17 protein-coding genes and 1 tRNA gene are annotated in these 18,271 nt (G+C 70.2%); 12 read left to right on the top strand and 6 right to left on the bottom strand.

Features of this window, described 5'->3' with window-relative positions; all coding sequences use genetic code 11:
* Positions 1–248: 248 nt before the first annotated feature.
* Positions 249–331, bottom strand: a tRNA-Leu gene (locus ACFFIA_RS35050).
* Positions 332–538: 207 nt separating this feature from the next.
* On the opposite strand from ACFFIA_RS35050, the gene ACFFIA_RS35045 reads away from it, so the two are divergent.
* The 7 genes from ACFFIA_RS35045 (at position 539) to pknB (ending at position 9,436) form a co-directional block, all read left to right on the top strand.
* Complete coding sequence (locus ACFFIA_RS35045) at positions 539–1,333, top strand: FHA domain-containing protein (RefSeq protein WP_377259700.1); 795 nt, start codon at positions 539–541, stop codon at positions 1,331–1,333.
* Between the two features lie 5 nt (positions 1,334–1,338).
* Positions 1,339–1,821, top strand: a complete 483-nt coding sequence (locus tag ACFFIA_RS35040; RefSeq protein ID WP_377259697.1) for an FHA domain-containing protein FhaB/FipA — start codon at positions 1,339–1,341, stop codon at positions 1,819–1,821.
* Positions 1,818–3,266 (top strand): protein phosphatase 2C domain-containing protein, encoded by a 1,449-nt coding sequence (locus ACFFIA_RS35035; RefSeq protein ID WP_377259694.1) that lies wholly within the window; start codon positions 1,818–1,820, stop codon positions 3,264–3,266. The genes ACFFIA_RS35040 and ACFFIA_RS35035 overlap by 4 nt, the downstream gene beginning before the upstream one ends.
* Positions 3,267–3,346: 80 nt before the next feature.
* Positions 3,347–4,798 carry an FtsW/RodA/SpoVE family cell cycle protein gene (locus tag ACFFIA_RS35030; RefSeq protein ID WP_377260285.1) on the top strand — a complete coding sequence of 484 codons (1,452 nt, stop codon included), beginning with the start codon at positions 3,347–3,349 and terminating at the stop codon, positions 4,796–4,798.
* A complete protein-coding gene (locus tag ACFFIA_RS35025; RefSeq protein WP_377259691.1) occupies positions 4,795–6,297 on the top strand; it encodes a peptidoglycan D,D-transpeptidase FtsI family protein in 1,503 nt (500 codons plus the stop codon). The genes ACFFIA_RS35030 and ACFFIA_RS35025 overlap by 4 nt, the downstream gene beginning before the upstream one ends.
* A complete protein-coding gene (locus tag ACFFIA_RS35020; protein WP_377259688.1) occupies positions 6,297–7,673 on the top strand; it encodes a serine/threonine-protein kinase in 1,377 nt (458 codons plus the stop codon). The genes ACFFIA_RS35025 and ACFFIA_RS35020 overlap by 1 nt, the downstream gene beginning before the upstream one ends.
* A complete protein-coding gene (gene pknB, locus ACFFIA_RS35015; protein ID WP_377259685.1) occupies positions 7,670–9,436 on the top strand; it encodes a Stk1 family PASTA domain-containing Ser/Thr kinase in 1,767 nt (588 codons plus the stop codon). Before ACFFIA_RS35020 ends, pknB begins: the two co-directional genes overlap by 4 nt.
* 216 nt (positions 9,437–9,652) lie before the next feature.
* Here the strand turns inward: pknB and ACFFIA_RS35010 are convergent, their stop codons facing one another.
* From ACFFIA_RS35010 to ACFFIA_RS34990, 5 genes are all read right to left on the bottom strand, one after another.
* Complete coding sequence (locus ACFFIA_RS35010) at positions 9,653–10,300, bottom strand: aminodeoxychorismate/anthranilate synthase component II (protein WP_377259682.1); 648 nt, start codon at positions 10,298–10,300, stop codon at positions 9,653–9,655.
* 4 nt (positions 10,301–10,304) lie between these two features.
* Positions 10,305–10,577, bottom strand: a complete 273-nt coding sequence (locus ACFFIA_RS35005) for a hypothetical protein (RefSeq protein WP_377259679.1) — start codon at positions 10,575–10,577, stop codon at positions 10,305–10,307.
* Positions 10,578–10,587: 10 nt separating this feature from the next.
* Complete coding sequence (locus tag ACFFIA_RS35000; RefSeq protein ID WP_377259676.1) at positions 10,588–11,628, bottom strand: class E sortase; 1,041 nt, start codon at positions 11,626–11,628, stop codon at positions 10,588–10,590.
* 64 nt (positions 11,629–11,692) lie between these two features.
* Positions 11,693–11,818, bottom strand: coding sequence for a hypothetical protein (locus ACFFIA_RS34995; protein ID WP_377259673.1), 126 nt, complete (start codon positions 11,816–11,818; stop codon positions 11,693–11,695).
* Positions 11,815–12,621 carry a DUF881 domain-containing protein gene (locus ACFFIA_RS34990; RefSeq protein ID WP_377259670.1) on the bottom strand — a complete coding sequence of 269 codons (807 nt, stop codon included), beginning with the start codon at positions 12,619–12,621 and terminating at the stop codon, positions 11,815–11,817. Before ACFFIA_RS34990 ends, ACFFIA_RS34995 begins: the two co-directional genes overlap by 4 nt.
* A gap of 130 nt (positions 12,622–12,751) precedes the next feature.
* Here ACFFIA_RS34990 and ACFFIA_RS34985 point away from each other — a divergent pair, with 130 nt between their 5' ends.
* The 5 genes from ACFFIA_RS34985 (at position 12,752) to ACFFIA_RS34965 (ending at position 18,255) form a co-directional block, all read left to right on the top strand.
* Positions 12,752–13,015: a cell division protein CrgA gene (locus ACFFIA_RS34985; RefSeq protein ID WP_377259667.1), complete on the top strand. Its 264-nt coding sequence runs from the start codon at positions 12,752–12,754 to the stop codon at positions 13,013–13,015.
* 138 nt (positions 13,016–13,153) lie between these two features.
* Positions 13,154–15,271: a (Fe-S)-binding protein gene (locus ACFFIA_RS34980; RefSeq protein WP_377260283.1), complete on the top strand. Its 2,118-nt coding sequence runs from the start codon at positions 13,154–13,156 to the stop codon at positions 15,269–15,271.
* 59 nt (positions 15,272–15,330) lie between these two features.
* Entirely contained in the window at positions 15,331–15,861 is a 531-nt protein-coding gene (locus tag ACFFIA_RS34975; protein WP_377259664.1) for a VanZ family protein, read from the top strand.
* A 40-nt stretch (positions 15,862–15,901) separates the two neighbouring features.
* Positions 15,902–17,236 (top strand): hemolysin family protein, encoded by a 1,335-nt coding sequence (locus ACFFIA_RS34970; protein WP_377260281.1) that lies wholly within the window; start codon positions 15,902–15,904, stop codon positions 17,234–17,236.
* The gene (locus ACFFIA_RS34965; protein WP_377259661.1) at positions 17,233–18,255 is read left to right on the top strand and encodes a hemolysin family protein; all 1,023 of its coding nucleotides are present in this window, start codon (positions 17,233–17,235) and stop codon (positions 18,253–18,255) included. Before ACFFIA_RS34970 ends, ACFFIA_RS34965 begins: the two co-directional genes overlap by 4 nt.
* Positions 18,256–18,271 lie beyond the last annotated feature (16 nt).

Raw genomic sequence — 18,271 nt, 5'->3', positions numbered from 1 at the left:
CTCGTGAACGGCCTTCCACGTCCCCGGTGTGCGGTGGTGGCGCCGGCGGCCCGAATCCTCGGGTAGCTCGGCCGGCCCGCGAATCCTCTCCGCGCCGGCCCCGAGACAACGGTTAGCGGCGCCGGGTATGAAGGCGCCTTCCGATATGCGAGCTTGCGTCAGATTTGCCGGATCGCCTGGCAGCGGGCCATCGGAGAGTGACCTAAACACTGAAGGCCCCGTCCTTGGACGAGGCCTCAGCTCTGCGGTGGGGAAGGGGGGAGTTGAACCCCCACGCCCTTTCGGGCACACGGACCTGAACCGTGCGCGTCTGCCATTCCGCCACTTCCCCGAATCCAGGGGCTGACCCCGGATATGATGCGGCAGCATATTACGCTGTGCGTGGCTTTCCCAACGAACAGGTTTGCCACCCCCGCGAGCAGGTTACTGCCCGTGGCGCGTGGGAAGAGTAGCACGGCAACACCGGCCACCTGAGACAGGCCGGCAGTAGGGCGGTACGTCGGTGCGCAACCTGCGCGTGCGGCGGCCGGATACCATCATGTCCTCGGAACCCGAGGAGGAGCCGGTGAGCGTGCTGCAACGCTTCGAGAAGCGATTGGAAGGCCTGGTCGAGGGGGCCTTCGCGAAGGTGTTCAAAGGGGTAGTCCACCCTGTCGAGATTCTCAACGCCATGCAGCGGGAGGCCGAGGCGCACAAGGCGATCCTGGCCGGTGGGCGCACGCTCGTGCCCAACCGCTACGTGATCGATCTTTCGCCTTACGACCACAGCCGGCTCGCGCCGTACGCGGCCGCGCTCGCCCAGGAGCTCGCCCAGTCTCAGGCGGAGTTCATCGGCGAGCAGGCGTGGACCGTCTACGGCGACGTCATCGTGGAGATCGAGCGCGGTGACGGGCTGGACACCGGGATGTTCCGGGTCACCGCCGAGGTCTACACCGGTGGCGAGGTGGCTCCCGTCCAGCAGCCGGCGTACGACGCGCCGGCGCCTCCTGCCTACCCTCCCTACGAGCAGGGCCCCGGCGGCTACGGCCCTCCGCCGCAGCACGGCGGTGGGCGCAATGTGCGGCTGGTCTCCGGCGATGGGCGCACCTATCCGTTGCAGATGGGTTCGACCGTCATCGGCCGTGGCGACCAGGCCAACCTGCGCCTCCCTGACGTCGGCATCTCCCGCCGCCACGCCCGGCTCGACTTCGACGGTGCCCAGGTGGTGCTCACCGATCTGGGATCGACCAACGGGACGATGGTCAACGGCCAGCGCGTCTCCGCCGTCGCCCTCAACCCCGGCGACATGATCCAGCTCGGAACGACCACCCTCACGTTCCGAGTGGATGGCTAAGGACGTTGCCTGAGTTCGTCCTCACCGTTGCCCGGTTCGGTTTCCTCATCCTGCTGTGGATCTTTGTGTTCACCGTGGTCGGGGTCATCCGCCGGGATCTGTTCGCCGGGGCCAGGAGTAGCCGCCTCGTCGCCGCGCCGCGGGGGGTTGGCGCGTCGATGGGGCACTCCCGCCCGGCCAAGGTGAAGCGGGGCCGCGCGGCACACCAGCTCGTGGTCACCGCCGGCCAGCTGGCCGGCACCCGAATCACCCTCGGTGAGGCTCAGATCACCATCGGTCGTGCGGAAGACTCGACCCTGGTGATCACCGACGACTACGCGTCCGCTCGACACGCCCGGCTGGTTCCTCGCTCCGGGCAGTGGTTCATCGAAGATCTCGGCTCGACCAACGGCACCTATCTGGATCGCGCTAAGGTCACTGGACCAACCCCCGTACCCCTCGGCGTGCCGATCCGAATCGGCCGCACTTCTCTTGAGTTACGGCCATGACTCTCACCTTGCGTTATGCGGCACACAGTGACCGCGGTCTGATCCGGGACGGAAACCAGGATTCCGTCTACGCCGGACCGCGCCTGCTCGCCGTCGCCGATGGCATGGGCGGCATGGCCGCCGGTGACGTCGCCAGCAACATCGTCATCGCCGCGATGGCTCCCCTCGACGAGGACGTGCCCGGCGATGCCCTGGTCGACGCCCTTCGAGGCGCGGTCGATACGGCCAACCAGCAGCTCCGGGACACCGTCGACGCCAACCCGCACCTGGAGGGCATGGGCACGACGCTCACCGCTGTGCTCTTCTCGGGTAGCAAGATCGGGATGGTCCACATCGGTGACTCGCGGGCCTACCTGCTCCGAGACGGCGATTTCAACCAGATCACCAAGGACGACACGTACGTCCAGATGCTGGTTGACGAGGGCCGGATCAGCCAGGAGGAGGCGAGCAGCCACCCCCAGCGTTCGCTGCTCACCCGTGCGCTGGACGGCCGCGACATCGACCCGGAGTACTCGGTTCGTCAGGTGCTCCCCGGCGACCGCTACCTGATCTGTAGCGACGGCCTGTCCGGCGTCGTGAGCGCGGAGACCATCGCGGAGACGCTCACCGAGTTCACCGATCCCCAGCACTGCGTCGAGCGGCTCGTCCAGCTCGCGCTGCGGGGCGGCGGGCCCGACAACATCACCGTGGTCGTCGCCGACGCCACCGACCAGGACATCCTCGAGGCGGCTCCGATCGTGGGCGGCGCGGCCGCCCGCGACCGCGGCATGGCCACGTCGGCCGACGAGTCGACCCCGGCGGCCCGCGCTTCGGCCCTCCAGGCGGCGGCGCCCCGCGCGGCCGCGCCCGAGGCAGGCAACGGGTCCAACGGTGGTGGCCACGACGAGCCCGAGCGCCCGCGCCGGCATCCGGCACGCACCGCGCTGCTGCTCGTCGGGCTGCTCGCCATCCTGGGCGGCGGGATGTGGGTCGGCTGGAGCTACACGCAGCGGCAGTACTACGTGGGCGCGACCGACCAGGGTCAGCTCGCGGTCTTCCGCGGTGTGCCAGGGCAGATCGCCGGGCTCAGCCTGTCGAGCGTCCACGAGACCAGCGGCACGCGGCTCGACGACCTCACCTCGGTCGCTCAGGATCGGGTCAAGCAGGGCATCCAGGCCGACGACGAGCCCGACGCGCAGCGCCGTCTCGCCGAGCTGACCTCCGACAGCCCCACCAATCCCAATCTGAAGCCGACCTGCCCGCCCTCGTCGACGCCGACGCCCGACGAGAGCCCGTCGCCGAGCGTCTCGCCGGAAGCGAGCGCCACCGCGGCCACCGGCGAACCGGCTACCCAGCCGTCCGCTACCTCTTCGCCCGCCGGCTCGGGACCGGCCAGCACCCCAGACGCACCGCCCGCCTTCTCGGACCCGCCGGTCGACCCGACCGGGTGCCGTTCGGCGGACTGAGCGTCCCTTACAGAAACAGCAGGGATTAAGTCGTGACCGCCCCAGCCGTGCCGGCACCCGGGCCCGCCACCACGGGCGAGATGCCGCGTGTCCGGGAGTCGCGCGGTCGGCGCAACGCCGAGCTGACCCTGCTCATCTTCGTGATGATCCTCGTCGGGGCGTACGCCGCGACGGTCGAGGCGACCGCGCTCGACACGATCACCAGCGACTTCTGGGTACCGGTCGCGCTGGTGGCCGGGGTGTTCCTCGCGCTGCACGTCGTGATCCGGTTCCTCGCGCCGTACGCCGACCCCGCGATCGTGCCGGCCGTCGCCCTGCTCAACGGGCTGGGCGTGGCATTCCTGCGCCGGCTCGACCTCGCGTTCGCCGATGCCAACGAGCGGGCCGACCTGCCGATCTTCTCCGGCGTTGGCGGGCGGCAGCTGGCCTGGACGCTCATCGCGGTCGTGCTCGCCGCCGGTCTGCTGATCATCGTGCGCGACCACCGGGCCGTCTCCCGGTACGCGTACACGCTCGGCCTGGTCGGCATCGTGCTCGTGATGATCCCAGCGGTGCTGCCGCGGCGGTTCTCCGAGATCAACGGCGCCAAGCTGTGGATCATCTTCCCGGGCGGCTTCCAGATCCAGCCCGGTGAGTTCGCCAAGCTCGCGCTGGTCTCGTTCTTCGCCTATTACCTCGTACGCAAGCGCGAGGTGCTCTCGCTGGCCAGCCGCCGCTTCCTCGGCATCGACTTCCCGCGGGGGCGTGACCTCGGCCCGGTCGTCGCGGTGTGGATGCTCAGCCTCCTGGTCCTCGTCTTCGAAAAGGACCTCGGCACGGCACTGCTCTACTTCGGCATGTTCGTGGTGATCCTGTACGTCGCCACCGAGCGGGTCAGTTGGCTGATCATCGGTCTGCTGCTCTTCTTCGGTGGTGCCTTCCTGGCCTACGCGCTGGGCGCGAGCATCGGCGGTCCGTTCGCCAACTTCTACCAGCGCGCCGACATCTGGCTCGACCCGTTCGCCGACCCGTACGACGACGGCTTCCAGATGGTGCAGTCGCTGCTCGGCCTCGGCACGGGCGGCCTCTTCGGTGCCGGTCCCGGTGGCGGCCAGCCCAACAAGATCCCGCTCGTCGTGAGCGACTTCGTCTTCGCCGGGCTCGGTGAGGAGATCGGGCTCTTCGGCCTCTCCGCCCTCCTGGTGGTCTACCTGCTGATCGTCGAGCGCGGGCTCCGTGCCGGCCTGGCCGTACGCGACTCGTTCGGCAAGCTGGTCGCCGGCGGCCTCGCGTTCACGCTGGGCCTTCAGGTCTTCGTGATCGTCGGTGGCGTCACCGGCCTGATCCCGCTCACCGGCCAGACCACGCCGTTCCTCTCCGCCGGTGGTTCGTCGCTGATGGCCAACTGGTTGATCATCGGGATGCTGCTGCGTATCTCCGATGCCGCCGGCCGGCCGGTCACCGGTGCCCCCGCGGGGCGGCCCGGCGGCCCGGGCGGTGGCGGGCCCCCGGCCCAACTGCACGGCGCCCCGACGGAGGTGATCAGGTCGTGAACGCACCCCTTCGCCGCGCAGGCGTGGTCGTGATGGTCCTCTTCGGCCTGCTCTTCGCCAACCTCAACTGGGTGCAGGCGTACAAGGCCGACGAATACCGCACGAGTCCGTACAACGCGCGCGTGCAGGTCGACGAGTACAACCGGCCGCGTGGCGTGATCGAGGTGGCCGGCAAGGCGCTCGCCGAAAACCAGGCCACCGACGGCGAGCTCAAGTACCTGCGCACCTACCCGTTCAAGAGCCAGTTCGCGCACGTGATCGGCTACAAGCCGGTCAACCTCGGCGCCACCGGCATCGAGCAGGCCGAAGACGAATTCCTGGCCGGCACGAGCGACCGGCTCTTCGCCGACCGGTTCCGGGACATGTTCACCGGCGAGGACACCGCTGGCGGCAACGTGGTGCTGACCCTCTCGATGCGCGCCCAGCAGACGGCGATCGAGGGTCTGGCCGGCAACAATGTGGGCTCGACGCGGGGCGCCGCGATCGCGCTCGACCCCAAGACCGGCGCGATCCAGGCACTGGTCTCCATGCCGAGCTTCGACCCCAATCCGCTGGCCAGCCACGACACCGGGGCGGCGCAGAGCGCGTACGACAAGCTCAACGCCGCCGAGGACGGCCCGCTCCGAAACCGGGCGCTCGGCGAGGTGCTGCCGCCCGGTTCGACGTTCAAGGTGATCGACGCGGCTGCCGCGCTCGAAGAGGGCCGCACCCAGCAGACCCGCATCAAGGCCGGCCCCTCGTACACGCCGCCCACCTCGGGCACACCGATCCGCAACTCGCAGCCCAGTATCTGCCCCGAGTCCGAGGTGACCCTGATCGAGGCGCTGACCGAGTCGTGCAATACGGGCTTCGCCCGGCTCGCGGTCGACCTCGGTTCCGACAAGATCAAGGAGAAGGCGCAGGCGTTCGGCTTCGAGACCACCGACCTCCGCGTGGGCAACCTCGACGGCGGTGGGCTTCCGGTCGCCGCGAGCCGTACGGGCGACATGGAAAACCCGGACGGCAGCGAAGACCCGGCCGCGCTCGCCCAGTCCGGCATCGGGCAGAACAACGTGCGGATGACGCCGCTCCAGGGCGCCATGATCGCGGCCACGGTCGCCAACGGTGGCGAGCGGATGCGGCCGTACCTGGTGCAGCAGCTCCTCGGCCCCGACCGCCGTACGATCGGCACCGCCTCGCCGAAGAAGCTCAACAACCCGGTCAGCGGCGACGTCGCCGCCGACCTCCAGCAGATGATGGTCAGCGTCGTCGAAAACGGCACCGGACGGCGGGCCCGGATCAGCGGGTACACGGTCGGTGGCAAGACCGGAACGGCACAGGATGGGGAGGATCCGCGCGACCACGGATGGTTCATTGGCTTCGTGATGCGCAACGGTGAACCGATCTCCGCGGTCTGCGTACTGCTGGAGAGGGCCGGCGAGTCGGGCGGCAGTGCCGCCGCCGCCGAGATCGGCGGCCGGATCATGCAGGCCGTGATTCGGGACCGAGGAGGCGACTGATGCTCAGTCGCGGCGTCCTGCTCGGCGGTCGTTACCGCCTCGACGAGCGCATCGCCAGTGGTGGCATGGGTGACGTGTGGCGCGGCACCGACGAGGTGCTCGGCCGCACCGTCGCCGTGAAGATCCTGCTCCCGGCCCTGCTGGAGGAGCCCGGCTTCGCCGAGCGCTTCCGTGGCGAGGCGCGCACGATGGCGACCATCAACCATCCGGGCGTCGTAGACGTGTATGACTACGGCAGCGACCAGCAGATCGCGTTCCTGGTCATGGAGTACGTCGAGGGAGATGCCCTGTCGCGCACGCTGAGCCGGGTCGGCCGGCTCACGCCGGCTCGCACCATGGCGTTGGTCGCCCAGGCCGCCGACGCGCTCCAGGCTGCCCACGAGAAGGGCATCGTGCACCGCGACGTCAAGCCGGGCAACCTGCTCGTACGCCCCAACGGCACGCTGGTGCTCACCGACTTCGGCATCGCCCGTTCGGCCATGGTGGGGCAGCTCACCGCGGCCGGCTCGGTGCTGGGCACGGCGTCGTACATCTCGCCAGAGCAGGCGGCCGGTGGCACCGCGACGGCGGCGTCCGACATCTACGCGCTTGGCGTGGTGGCCTACCAGTGCCTCTCCGGCCACCGTCCGTTCGAAGGTGACAATCCGCTCGAAATTGCCATGAAGCACGTGCGGGATCAGGCCCGCCCGCTTCCCGGCGACATCCCGCCCGCGATCCGGCGCATCGTCGACCAGTCGATGGCCAAGGACCCGGCCGCCCGCTTCCAGACCGCCGCCATGCTGGGCGCGGTCGCCCGCCAGGCCGCGGCGACGCTCGGCTCGGCGCCCCCGGCCCGCCCGGCCCCGCCCGGCCGACCCGCTTCCCCGGCGCCCACCTCGTCCCCAGGTCCCGGGAGCACCCCCGCTCCGCCGCACACCACGCCCGCGTACCCGCCGCCCGGAAGCCCGGTCGCGGCTCCGCCCGCACCGGTGTCCCAGCAGCCGTACCGGCCGGCGCCCCCGCCACCGGGCGGCTACCGGCCAGGCGCCTCGCCCGTGCCGCCCGGCCGGCCGGTGGTCCCGACAAACGCGCCGCATGCCCATCCCGCGCAGCAGTACGGCGGCTACCCGCAGGCCCAGCCCGAAGAAAGTTCCACGAATCGGCAGATCCTCATCGTGTTGGCGGTGGTGCTGGGGGTGCTGGTGCTGCTCTGTGCCGGCCTCATTTCCTACTTGCTGGGACAGCAGGAGCAGAACAATTCGAGCTCGGTTCCAACCGGGTTGCAGATGTGGGTGCGCCAAGACGCTTCGCAGGAGCGCCCCGTACCGTCGGGTGGGGCAGGTTCGGTGAGCCGCCTGGGTGACGCACAGACGAGCGAAGGACGACAGACGAGATGACTGCGCAGGCCCGCCTGCTCGGTGGCAGGTACCAGGTCGGCGAGCTGCTCGGCTACGGCGGCATGGCCGAGGTCCACCGCGGCCGCGACCTGAGGCTAGGCCGCGACGTCGCGATCAAGATGCTGCGCACCGACCTCGCTCGCGACCAGACGTTCCAGATGCGCTTCCGCCGCGAGGCGCAAAACGCCGCGTCCCTCAACCACCCGGCCATCGTCGCCGTCTACGACACCGGTGAAGAGATCGCCCCGACCGGCGAGACGCTGCCGTTCATCGTCATGGAGTTCGTCAACGGGCGCACGCTCAAGGAGGTGCTCGCCGCCGAGGGGCGGTTGATGCCCCGGCGTGCTCTGGAGATCTCCGCGGACATCTGCGCCGCGCTGGAGTTCAGCCACCGGCACGGCATCATCCACCGGGACATCAAGCCCGGAAACGTCATGCTGACCCAAAACGGTCAGGTCAAGGTCATGGACTTCGGCATCGCCCGGGCCCTGGCCAGCGGTGCCACCACGATGACGCAGACCAGCGCCGTGATCGGCACCGCGCAGTACCTGTCGCCGGAGCAGGCGCGGGGCGAGGCGGTCGACGCCCGCTCCGACGTCTACGCCGCCGGTTGCGTGATCTTCGAGCTGCTCTGCGGTCACCCGCCGTTCGTCGGCGACAGCCCGGTGAGCGTGGCCTACCAGCACGTACGGGAAGATCCGCGGGCGCCCAGCGAGATCAACCCGGAGGTCAACCCGGACATCGACGCGATCGTGCTCAAGGCGCTCGCGAAGAATCCGCTCAACCGGTACCAGAGCGCACAGGAGATGCGGGCCGACCTGCTCCGCGCCGCCGCCGGGCGCCCCGTCATGGCGACGCCGGTGCTCCGCGAGGCCGAGACCGTCGCGATGATGGGCCAGACCGCGGTCACCCGCCACATCAACGCCGCCACCCGTCCCACCGCTCGCGTCGGCGACCCGAGCCGACGGAGGGCGTCCGCCTGGGTGATCGCCGCGCTCAGCACGCTCGGTGTACTCGCGGTGATCGCTCTGGTGGCCGGCCTGTACCTCAACAACCAGGACAACGAGATACCGCAGACCACGGTGCCCAACGTAATCGGCCTCCCGAAGGCCAACGCCCTGGCCGCCCTCCGCAACGCCGAACTCGTCGCGACGGAAGGTGACCCGTACTTCGGCGACGACTGCGAGAAGGGCACGGTCGCCCAGCAGAGCCAGGCCGAGGGCGAGCGGGTCAACAACAACACCGAGGTCGTCTTCAACATCTGCCAAGGTCCACAGGAGATCTTGGTGCCTGACGACCTCGTCGGCAGCACACGCCAGGCGGCCGAAGCGCGGCTGCGCGACCTCGACCTGACGCCGCAGGTCGAGGAGGTCGACAACGAGGTGGCAAAGGACCAGGTCGTCGCGGTGCCAGACGCGAACAAGAGGGTGGCCAAGGATGCGGTGGTGGTCATCCGGGTCTCGCGCGGCAACATCGTAGCGGTCCCCAACGTGGTGGGCGACGATGCCGACAGCGCCGAAAACGAGTTGAGAGAGGCTGGTTTCGAAGTCACGCGCCGGGATGGCGACGCGGCGTCGTCCGCCAGCCAGATCGGCACTGTGCAGGCACAGAGCGAAGACGGCAAGGCGAAGAAGGGCAGCAGGATCGTGCTGACCATCTTCGTCGAGCCGGACGAGGAGCCGAGCTCGCCGCCGCCGACCTCGCCGACACCGTCGGAGTCGCCGTCGCCAGGCACCGGTGGCGGCGGGTCGGACGACGGCTGACCCGGCGCTCCGGTCGCTTCGGCTCGACCGACCCCTTGTGAACGGCCGGTTTTCATTAAGGGCATGGCCGGTCTGCGGGCGGGCCCAGACGACGACCGGCGGCACCGGCGCCGCCTCTTCTTGATCAGATCCGCCGCGTCTACAGGCATGGACAGATCAAGTTAAGTGCGATGGATAAGCCTGTGGATAACTTTGGTGGCCTGTGGATAACTCGCCCTACGCTGCGAAGGCGGCGCGCCTGCGTTCCTCCACCTCCGCAGCGAGCTCGGGCGCGCGGTCGAGCGCGCTCGGCAGGCCACAGGCGGCGAGCCAGTTTGCCAGCATGAGGTGGCCGCCCTCGGTGAGCACGGACTCGGGATGAAACTGCACGCCCTCGATCGGCAGGTCACGGTGGCGCATCGCCATGACCACGCCCGACTCGGTGCGGCCGGTCACCTCGATCTCGTCGGGCAGCGTCGACTCGACCACCGCCAGCGAGTGGTAGCGGGTCGCGGTGAACGGGTCGGGCAGCCCGGCGAGCACGCCCGCCCCCTTGTGGTGTACGTCGGAGGTCTTGCCGTGCAGCAGCTCCGGCGCCCGGTTGACGGTCGCGCCGTACGCCGCGCCGAACGCCTGGTGGCCCAGGCACACGCCGAAGATGGGCAGCTTGCCGCCGTACTCCCGGATCACGTCCATGCAGATGCCGGCGCGCTCGGGCGTACCCGGGCCGGGGGAAAGGAGGACGCCGGCGGCGCCGGCGCGGCCGACGGCGGCCAGGTCGACCTCGTCGTTGCGCCGCACGTCGCATTCGGCGCCGAGCTGGCCCAGGTACTGGACCAGGTTGAAGACGAACGAGTCGTAGTTGTCGATCACGAGGACGCGCATGCCATCACCTTGGTGTCGCGGGCTCTTCGGTGCTGTACGGAATATCGTGCTCGTCGTCGATGGAGGGCTCGTCACCGCCCCCCGGCTCGGCGGGGCCGCCGCCCGGTACGCCGGAGTCCTCGGTCACCTGCACGTCGTCGAAGGGGAGCAGCGGCTGGGCCCAGGGGAAGACGACGTACCACAGCAGGGCGCCGATCGCGGCGAGCAGCACCAGCGACGTGGCCAGCTTGGCCGGCCACGCGCGAAACGGCAGGTGGCGCCAGATCCACGCGTACACGCCCCGGCCCCTAACCCAGCTCCGCGGGCTGGCCGGCGGATCGAGCCTGCTTGCGCGTCAGCTCGCCGTGGACGATCAGCCGCTGGTAGTTGTCGAACTTCGGGTTGCACGTGGTGAGCGTGACCATGGCCTTGGTGGGCTTGGCGCCGGGCCGACCGGGCACCGGTGCCACGACCTCGACCTGCGTCGGCTTGACGATGCGGGTCTGGCTGACCTTGTAGATGTACCAGTCGGTCTTGGTCTCGACCACGATCGCGTCGCCGGGGTCGAGCTCGTCGAGCCGCCAGAAGGTGGCCCGGTTGCGGTGCCCGGCGACCGCGAAATTGCCCACTTTGCCGGGATCGGCGCTCGCCGGGTAGTGGCCCGGAGCGTACCGAATGTCCTTTTGTGTCACGCCCTCCACGACGACCCACTGCTTCTCCAGCCGGGGGATGTAGAGGCGGGCGATCGCGTTGCCGGCGAGCGGGGCGGGCGTGGCGCTCGGCGCGGCGGTGGGGCCGACGGTCGGGTCGGGCTGGTCCCACTGCTGCGCGAGCTGCTGGTCGAGCGTGTCCTGGTGGGAGCCGATGGCCGCGGTGGTGCCCCAGACCTCGTACGCCGCGAAGAGCAGCACGACCGCGCCGAACGTGATCATGATCTCGCCGGCGCCGCGGATGCCAGCGCGGATGCGGGAGCCGATCGTGGGGCGGGTCAGCTCGGAGTAGACGCTCTTGTAGCCCTCGTCGGTCTGCTCCGGCCGCAGCTTCACGACCCGCTCGCCCCGGCGCGGCTTGGGCTGCCCGGCAGTCGCGGCGCCGGCAGCCGGGTCGGGCTTGGGTGGCGCCGGCGGTATGGCCCCGAGCAGCCCAGTCGCGTCGGCCGGCACCGCCGGGATGATCGTCGTGGCCGCCTCGCTGATGTCGACCGGCGCCCGCGTGGTGGGCAGGTCGGCCGGCGGCCGTCCAGCGACGGGCCCCTGTGCCGGGCCGGGCGCGGCGCCCGGGGCCGGTGGTCGCGAGGCGGGCCGTGGTGAGGGACGCACCGCCCGCGGCGGCGGCTCGTCGCCGGTCACCCTAGGGATGATCGTCGTCGGTTCCTGCTCGTCCGGTGCGCGGTGCCGGCTCACCGGACGGCGCTCACTTCGGCTCCTCGCACGCGTCGGGCCGGCGTCCGCGCCTGCTGCCGGGCCACTCGGCCCGCTCACGCGCGCTGGCGAGCCGCGCGCTGCGCCCGCTGCCGAGCCTCATGGTCTGCACACTCACCGCGGCACCTCGACCTCGCTGAGGGCGCTGGAACCGTCGTATGCCGGCACGGTCACGCTCCCTTCCACGGTCTCCCGGTAGCCCAGGCCGAAGTGGTCGACAAGGTCACGGAACAGCTGCACGCCATCGGAGTCGTCGAGGGCGCCCCGCAGCTTGGCCGGGTCGCCGATCGCGGTGATCCGGAAGGGCGGGGAGTAGACCCGCCCGTGGAGCAGCAAGGTGTTGCCCACGCAGCGAACCGCGCTTGTGGAGATCACGCGGACCCCCATGATCGACATCGCCTCGGCGCCGCCGGACCACATCGCGTTGACCACGGCCTGGACGTCGCTCTGGTGTACAACGAGGTCATCGTTGCTGGGGTTGCCCGGACGGCTCTCGCCCAACCGGGGCGCATCATCTAGCTCAACGGTCAGTCCCGGCCCGCGCAGCGCGGTGAAGCCCGCGTCCTGGCGGCTCGCGTCGCCCCGGCTGCGCTGCTCGGCGATCGGCGCGTCCGTGCCGGCCAGCTCCTCCGTCTGCGCCTCGACCTCGTTGAGCAGGGCCGCACGCTGCCGGTCGCTCTCCTCGACCCGCTCCCGCCGGTCTTCGATCAGCTGGGCGAGATGGGGACGGCGATCCTCGCGCAGGGAGGTGCCATTGGCGGTGGTGGCGCTGGTGGTGAAGAGCAGGCCAGCCGCCACGGCGATCAGCGGAACCCCCACTGACCAGCCGAAACGCCCCCGCCTCGGGCGCCGGGAGAACAGCCCTGCGGCGGCCCGGCGCAGCGCCACGCGCCAAGAGGTGACACCGGATGTGTACTCCACCCGTCTCAGCCCCCTCGTGCTTCCGCGCGCCGGCTTGACTACTCTAGCGGTAGGTGCGAGCCTCGCCCGGCTGACGGCCGGGTGCAGCGGCGCTAATCTATGTACCAAAGTGTCGACAGGAGTAAGCGTCGTGCCCAAGTCGCAGGTCCGGAAGAAGAAGGTCTACACCCCGCCGACCGACGTTCGTCCGTCGGCAGCTCAGGCCGCCAAGAAGCCGAGCCCGATCTGGCTGCCGATCACAGCCGTGGGGCTGATCTTCGCCGGCATCGGTTGGCTCGTCGTCTACTACTTGTCGGAGACCGCCTACCCCGTCGCGTCCTGGGGCTACTGGAATCTCGCGGTCGGCTTCGGCTCGATGGTGGCCTCGCTGATCCTGCTCTCGCGCTGGCGGTGATCCACAAGTCCGAGGCAAACCCGTAAGGTGGTGCCTGGGCTGCGACTTTATTCACGTCACGTTACCGTTCGGTAACCGAACCAGTACGCTGCCCTCGTGGCGACGAGGCCACACCTTCTCCTCTGGGAGGGCACGTACATGGGCACCGTCCAGATCCTGACCACTGCCGTGGCGGGCGTGATCACCGTGGTCGCGGTCGTGCTGGCCGTCCGGGCGGTGTCGCGCATCCTGGCGGTGATCCGGCTGGGGCAGCCGGATCCCACGCGCTTCGGCGACAAGGCCACGCGCACCAGGCAGATGCTTACCGAGACGGTCGGCCACACGCGGATGCTGAAGTGGTCGGTGGTCGGAGCCGCGCACTGGTTCGTGATGGTCGCGTTCATCGTGCTGTCGCTGCTGGTGCTGGAGGCATACTTCGAGGTCGTCGACCCGAATGCCGGCCTCCCGATCATCGGCGGCTGGGCGGTCTACGGCCTGGCGACCGAGCTGATCGGGGTCTTCGGCCTGGCCGGCATCCTGGTGCTCATCGGCATCCGGCTGGCCAACCGGCCGACCCGCCCGCAGGGTCGTTCCCGCTTCACCGGTTCGACGATGTGGCAGGGCTACTTCGTCGAGTGGGTGATCGTCGCCGTCCTGGTCTGCGGCTTCGTGATCCGCGGCTTCAAGGCGGCCACCGGTCACATGGAGTGGCCGACCTGGGCCGCCCCCGTCTCGCACGCGCTCGGCGGCATCCTGCCCGACTCCGAGGCGGGGCTCTCCATCGTCGCCGCGGTGAAGATCGTCGTGTCGATGACCTGGCTGATCACCATCGCGACAAACGTGACCATGGGCGTAGCGTGGCACCGGTTCGCCGCGTTCTTCAACATCTTCTTCAAGCGCGACCCCGACCGCCCCGCCGGCTCGGGCCTCGGCGGCCTGCGCCCCATGACCTCAAACGGCAAGCCGCTCGACTTCGAGGAGGCCGACCCGGAAAAGGACCAGTTCGGCGTCGCGACGGTCGAGCAGTTCACCTGGAAGGGCCTGCTCGACTTCACCACCTGCACCGAGTGCGGCCGGTGCCAGTCCCAGTGCCCCGCCTGGAACACCGGCAAGCCCTTGTCGCCGAAGCTCCTGGTCCTCTCGCTGCGCGACCACGCGTACGCGAAGGCGCCGTACCTGCTCGCTGGCGGTGACGGCGCCGACCACTCCAAGGTCGACGCGCTCGCCCTCGCCGAGGCGCAGCGGCCACTCATCGGCGGCCCCGACGAGCAGGGCGTGATCGACCCGGACGTGCTGTGGTCGTGCACCACCTGCGGCGCCTGCGTCGAGCAGTGCCCGGTCGACATCGAGCACGTCGACCACATCGTCGACATGCGGCGCTACCAGGTGCTGATCGAGTCGTCGTTCCCGTCCGAGGCCGGCGTCATGCTGCGCAACCTGGAAAACAAGGGCAACCCGTGGGGCGCCCCGCCCAACACGCGCGAAGACTGGACCAAGGGCCTCGACTTCGAGATCAAGCGGGCCGACGGCGACACCGAGTTCGAGTACCTGTACTGGGTCGGATGCGCGGCGGCGTTCGAAGACCGGGCCAAGAAGACAGCCCGCGCCGTGGCCACGCTCCTGCACGAGGCCGGGGTCGACTTCGCCATCCTCGGCGAGGGGGAGACCTGCACCGGCGACCCGGCCCGGCGGATCGGCAACGAGTTCGTCTTCCAGATGCTCGCCCAGCAGAACGTGGAGACCCTCACCGAGGCGAAGGTCACCAAGATCGTCGCGAGCTGCCCGCACTGCTTCAACACGCTCGCCAACGAGTACCCCCAGCTCGGGCTGAACAACGTGCAGGTCGTGCACCACACGCAGCTCCTGGCCGAGCTGGTCGGCGCCGGCAAGCTGACGCCGGTGCAGCCGCTGGACGGCACGGTCACCTTCCACGACCCCTGCTACCTGGGCCGCCACAACCGCGTCTTCACGCCGCCACGCGAGGTGCTGGCCGGCGCCGCCGCCAACGGTGTCACCGAGATGCCGCGCAACCAGGAGCGGTCGTTCTGCTGTGGCGCCGGTGGTGCCCGCATGTGGATGGAAGAGCGGATCGGCAAGCGCATCAACACCGAGCGGGTCGACGAGGCGCTGGCCACCGGTGCGACCACGATCGCGGTCGGCTGCCCGTTCTGCCACACGATGATCAACGACGGTGTGACCGGCAAGGGAGCAAACGAGCAGGTGGAGGTCGTCGACGTGGCGACCGTACTCCTCCGATCGGTCAAGGCCGACGCATAACCGGCCCGGCTGTCGGGTTGCCGGCACAGGGCCCGGCGCGGGTCCGGTAGAAAACACGGGTGCGCGGTTGGGCCATCGACTTTCTCTCCCAACCGTGGCCGTTGGTGACGTTCGTGCTGCTGGCGGCCATCGCCCTCGCGGTGCACCGGCGGGTCGCGCGGGGGCGGGGCTGGCCGGCCTGGCCGACACTCGGCCTGCTGCTCAGCCTCGCGGTGGTCCTCACGCTGACGCTGCCGCCCGCCCCGCACATGCTGATCGGGGTGCCCGGCATCGACGGCGTCGACCAGTGCTTCCGCTCGCTCTCCGACACCGGTGGGCTGTGGCACGCGGTGGTCGCGACGACCGAGCGGGGCGAGCGGGTCGGCAACATCCTGATGTTCGTACCGCTGACCTTCTTCGGGCTGCTCGTCAGCCGCCGCCCGGTACTCGTGGCCGGCGCGGGTGTACTGCTCTCCGCCGCGATCGAGGTCGCTCAGTCGGTCATGCACCTCGGTCGCGAGTGCGTCGGCTACGACTGGGTCAACAACGCGATCGGCGCGGTGCTGGGCGTGGTGCTCGGCATCCTGGCCATTCGCGTGTCCTCCCGATAACGCGCTGACGTGGGAGAATCACCGCCGAGGTGAACCGACCATCGACGGGCTCTTATTTACCGCCATCCTTCCGCTGATCGGCTTCGCCGGCCTGACAGCGGGCAATGCCTTCTTCGTCGCAGCCGAGTTCGCCCTCGTCACGGTCGATCGGGCGGAGATCGGCCAGCGGGCCGAGGCGGGCGACCGCCGTGCCGTCACCGCGCGAAAGGCGCTGCACGAGCTGTCGTTCCAGCTCTCCGGCGCGCAGCTGGGCATCACGATCACCGCGCTGCTGACCGGCTATCTCGCCGAGCCCGCGCTGGCCAAACTCTTCGCGCCGGCGATCCGCCCGCTCGCCGGCGACTTCACCAGCTCGCTCACGCCGATCCTCGCGCTCGTGCTCGCGACGCTGCTGTCGATGCTCTTCGGCGAGCTTGTACCCAAGAACGCGGCCCTCGCCCGCCCGATGCCGGTGGCCCTCTCGACGGCCGGTCCGATGCGCGGCTTCTCGCTGGTCTTCGGCTGGCTGATCCGGGGCCTCAACAACGCGGCCAACTGGTTGGTCCGCCGCCTCGGCGTGGAGCCGCAGGAGGAGCTGGCAAACGCGCGTTCCCCGGAGGAGCTGGGGCTGCTGGCCGCCATCTCGGCGCGGGCCGGCGCGCTGCCCACCGAGACGGCGCGGCTGCTCCAGCGCACGATCCGGTTCGGCGAAAAGCGGGCCGCCGAGGCCATGACGCCCCGCGTCGACGTGGTGGCGCTCAAGAGCACCGCGACCGTGGCCGAGCTGATCGCCACCGCCCAGGAGACCGGGCGCACCCGCTTTCCGGTGTACGAGCAGACGCTCGACCTGGTGACCGGCGTGGCCGGAGTCCCCGACGCGCTCGGCGTACCCCCGGCGAGAAGGTCGACCACGACGGTGGCCGCGGTGGCGCGCGAGCCGGTCTACGTCCCGGAGAGCCTCAACCTGGACGGTGTGCTCGAAGCGCTCCGCGCGGCCGACGCCGACCTGGCGATCGTAGTCGACGAGTACGGCGGCACCGATGGCGTCGTGACCGTGGAAGACCTGGTCGAGGAGCTGGTCGGGGAGATCGCCGACGAGTTCGACCCGGCCGCGGTCGAAGACACCGTGCCGGCCGAGCTGACGGTGGTGGGCGGCGAGCGCACCTTCCAGGTCGAAGGGCGGCTCCGCGGCGACGAGGTGGCCGAGCAGATCGGCTTCCGGCTGCCCGAGGGGCCGTACGAGACGCTGTCCGGCTTCCTCATGTCGCGGCTGGGGCACATCCCGATGGCCGGCGAGACGGTGCTGGAGCAGGGCTGGGCGTTCACGGTCGTTGAGGTCGACCGGCACCGCATCGAGCAGGTCCGCGTACTGGCGCCGGAGGTGGCGCACCCATGACCAACGTCGTGATCACGGCCGTGCTGCTGCTCGGCAACGCGTTCTTCGTGGGCAGCGAGTTCGCGCTGATCGCGTCCCGCCGCACGGTGGTCGAGCCGCTCGCGGAGACCTCGGCGCGGGCGCGGTGGGCGCTCTCCGCGATGAACCAGATCCCGCTGATGATCGCGGGCGCCCAGCTCGGCATCACGCTGTGCGCGCTGCTGCTCGGCGCGATCTCCGAACCGGCGCTGGCCCACCTGCTCGAAGGGCCGTTCCACTCGCTGGGCGTGCCAGACAGCGCGCTGCATCCGGTGGCGTTCGTGCTCGCGCTGGGCGTCGTTGTCTTCCTGCACACCGTGATCGGCGAGATGGTGCCCAAGAACATCACCCTCGCCGGCCCGGAGCGCTCCGCGCTGTGGCTGGGCCCGGCGATGCTGGTGTTCTGCCTGGTCACCAAGCCGCTGCTGCTCGCGATGAAGTGGGCCTCGCGCAACGTGCTGCGGATCTGGCGGATCGAGGCGACCGACGCGGTCAAGACCGTCTTCACCGCCGAGGAGCTGGCCGGGCTGGTGTCGCAGGCGCGCACGGAGGGCCTGCTCGACGCCGAGAAACACGCCCGGATCACCGGCGCGCTCGCGCTCGGCCAGCGTACGGCGGGCGACGCGCTCCGCCCCTGGGCGCAGGTCACCACCGTCTCCGAGGACGTATCGGCGGCGTCGCTGGAGGTGCTCGCCACGCGTACCGGCCGGTCGCGCTTTCCGGTGGTACACGGGGCGACCCGGCGAGTGCTCGGCTTCGTGCACGTCAAAGACGTCCTGGGATACGAGGGACGGCGGCGCACCGCCCCCGTGCCCCAGGAGATCGTCCGCCCGCTCGCCGTGGTGCCGCCCGAGCGGACGCTGGCCGAGCTGCTGCTCGCCATGCGCCGCGAGCGGCGGCACATGGTGCTGGTCAGCGACGGCCGCGCCGCGCTCGGGGTGGTGACGCTGGACGACGTGCTGACCGCGGTGGTCGGCCCTCGGGCCGCCACCAGCCGTTGAGCTGCGCGATGCCCGT

Origin of the sequence: Phytohabitans kaempferiae, from assembly GCF_042433955.1 — a bacterium.
GTDB classification, from domain to species: Bacteria; Actinomycetota; Actinomycetes; order Mycobacteriales; family Micromonosporaceae; genus Phytohabitans; species Phytohabitans kaempferiae.
Note: the sequence above shows the minus strand (reverse complement) of the source record. Positions and strands in the feature narration are given on the sequence as shown.